Source organism: Acetobacter sp. DmW_125128 (assembly GCF_008704325.1).
GTDB classification, from domain to species: Bacteria; Pseudomonadota; Alphaproteobacteria; order Acetobacterales; family Acetobacteraceae; genus Acetobacter; species Acetobacter oryzifermentans.
The window spans coordinates 2,501-5,625 of sequence record NZ_VHOP01000040.1; the positions used below are offsets into that span (position 1 = coordinate 2,501).

At 54.6% G+C, this 3,125-nt stretch carries 2 rRNA genes; both read left to right on the forward strand.

Annotated elements, in window-relative coordinates:
* The first annotated feature begins 56 nt into the window (after positions 1–56).
* A 23S ribosomal RNA gene (locus tag FKW19_RS11905) occupies positions 57–2,799 on the forward strand.
* A gap of 106 nt (positions 2,800–2,905) precedes the next feature.
* Positions 2,906–3,021: ribosomal RNA gene (rrf, locus tag FKW19_RS11910) — 5S ribosomal RNA — on the forward strand.
* Positions 3,022–3,125: the final 104 nt, after the last annotated feature.

Here is a 3,125-nt window from a genome sequence, read left to right on the forward strand (position 1 = left end):
CTTTGGAGCTATTTGTATCTGCGGATGTAGGTATGGATGGTTTCTGTGCATGGGGCGAGTGAGTATGAGAAGGGCATTCGGTGGATGCCTTGGCACTAGGAGGCGACGAAGGACGTAGCACGCTGCGATAAGCTGTGGGGAGCCGCGAGCAGGCATTGATCCGCAGATTTCCGAATGGGGCAACCCACCCAGCGATGGGTATCGTGATCTGAATACATAGGGTTACGAGGCGAACCCGGGGAACTGAAACATCTCAGTACCTGGAGGAAAAGACATCAATTGAGATTCTGCTAGTAGTGGCGAGCGAACGCGGAACAGGCCAGTCATTTTTGAAGAAGAAGCAGAACAGTCTGGAAAGGCTGACCATAGTGGGTGACAGTCCCGTATGTGTAGTGTCTTTAAGAATGCTTGAGTAGGGCGGGGCACGTGAAACCCTGTCTGAACATGGGGGGACCACCCTCCAAGCCTAAATACTCCCTAGTGACCGATAGCGAACAAGTACCGTGAGGGAAAGGTGAAAAGCACCCCGACGAGGGGAGTGAAAGAGACCTGAAACCGGATGCCTACAAGCAGTCGGAGCCTCTTATGGGGTGACGGCGTACCTTTTGTATAATGGGTCAGCGAGTTTCTGTTTGCAGCGAGCTTAAGCCGATAGGTGTAGGCGTAGCGAAAGCGAGTCTGAATAGGGCGCATAGTTGCTGGCAGAAGACCCGAAACCGAGTGATCTAGCCATGGCCAGGCTGAAGGTGCGGTAACACGCACTGGAGGGCCGAACCCACGCCTGTTGAAAAAGTCGGGGATGAGCTGTGGCTAGGGGTGAAAGGCCAATCAAACTCGGAGATAGCTGGTTCTCCGCGAAATCTATTGAGGTAGACCGTCAGGTGGTTACCCCGGGGGGTAGAGCACTGGATGGGCTAGGGGGGCCCAAAGCCTTACCAAACCCAACCAAACTCCGAATACCCGGAAGTATAGCCTGGCAGACAGACAGTGGGTGCTAAGGTCCATTGTCGAGAGGGAAACAGCCCAGACCACCAGCTAAGGCCCCCAAATCGTGGCTAAGTGGGAAAGGATGTGGGGATTCCATAACAACCAGGAGGTTGGCTTAGAAGCAGCCATCCTTTAAAGAAAGCGTAATAGCTCACTGGTCTAATAGAAACCCTGCGCCGAAAATGTAACGGGGCTCAAGCCACGTGCCGAAGCTGTGGGTGCATATCTATGATATGCGCGGTAGCGGAGCGTTCCGTAAGTCAGTGAAGGAGACGGGGTGACCCTCTCTGGAGATATCGGAAGTGCGAATGCTGACATGAGTAGCGACAAACAGTGCGAGAAACACTGTCGCCGAAAGTCCAAGGGTTCCTGCGCAAGGTTAATCCACGCAGGGTTAGTCGGCCCCTAAGGCGAGGGCGAGAGCCGTAGTCGATGGGAAACAGGTGAATATTCCTGTACCTGCCAGAAGTGACGAATGCGATATGTTGTCAGGTCTTAACGGATTGACCTGGCTTTTGGAGCATTCCAGGAAATAGCTCTGGCGTATAGACCGTACCCGAAACCGACACAGGTGGACTGGTAGAGAATACCAAGGCGCTTGAGAGAACGATGCTGAAGGAACTAGGCAAATTGCTCGTGTAACTTCGGGATAAGCGAGACCCGTTGGTGGGCAACCATTGGCGGGTGGCACAGACCAGGGGGTAGCGACTGTTTATTAAAAACACAGGACTCTGCGAAGTCGAAAGACGACGTATAGGGTCTGACGCCTGCCCGGTGCCGGAAGGTTAAGAGGAGGTGTGAGAGCGCTGAATTGAAGCCCCGGTAAACGGCGGCCGTAACTATAACGGTCCTAAGGTAGCGAAATTCCTTGTCGGGTAAGTTCCGACCTGCACGAATGGCGTAACGACTTCCCCGCTGTCTCCAGCATCGGCTCAGCGAAATTGAATTCCCCGTGAAGATGCGGGGTATCCGCGGTCAGACGGAAAGACCCTATGAACCTTTACTGCAGCTTTACAGTGGCATCAGAGACATTCTGTGTAGGATAGGTGGGAGGCTTTGAAGCAGGGGCGCCAGTTCCTGTGGAGCCATCCTTGAAATACCACCCTGAATTTTTCTGATGTCTAACCGTGGTCAGTTAGCCTGATCCGGGACCCTGTATGGTGGGCAGTTTGACTGGGGCGGTCGCCTCCCAAAGTGTAACGGAGGCGCGCGATGGTGGGCTCAGGCCGGTCGGAAACCGGCTGTTGAGTGCAATGGCATAAGCCCGCCTGACTGCGAGAGTGACAGCTCGAGCAGAGACGAAAGTCGGCCATAGTGATCCGGTGGTCCCGCGTGGAAGGGCCATCGCTCAACGGATAAAAGGTACTCTAGGGATAACAGGCTGATCTCCCCCAAGAGTCCACATCGACGGGGAGGTTTGGCACCTCGATGTCGGCTCATCACATCCTGGGGCTGGAGCAGGTCCCAAGGGTTCGGCTGTTCGCCGATTAAAGTGGTACGTGAGCTGGGTTTAGAACGTCGTGAGACAGTTCGGTCCCTATCTGCCGTGGATGTTGGAGACTTGAGAGGATTTGTCCCTAGTACGAGAGGACCGGGATGAACATACCTCTGGTGCACCGGTTGTCGCGCCAGCGGCACCGCCGGGTAGCTAAGTATGGAAGGGATAACCGCTGAAAGCATCTAAGCGGGAAACCCACCTCAAAACTAGGTCTCCCTGAGGGTCGTGGTAGACCACCACGTTAATAGGCCAGGTGTGAAAGCGTGGTAACACGTGCAGCTAACTGGTCCTAATCACCCAATAGGCTCACTCTCTTACTGTCCCCTTAAAAGGACAGCCCGTGCACAGAAATCATCCATATATACGCCTACTTCTTCTACCAACCGTCTTCCACACACCCTTACAGGGTGGACTGGATGACCTGGTGGCCATGGCGGGGAGAGATCCACCCGATCCCATCCCGAACTCGGCCGTGAAAACCCCCAGCGCCTATGATACTGTGGCTTAAGCCACGGGAAAGTCGGTCGCCGCCAGGTCTTCCAATCCACCCTGCCAAAACTTACTACCCCTACAAATTTCAACACAATTACAACCGCGGGGTGGAGCAGCCCGGTAGCTCGTCAGGCTCATAACCTGAAGG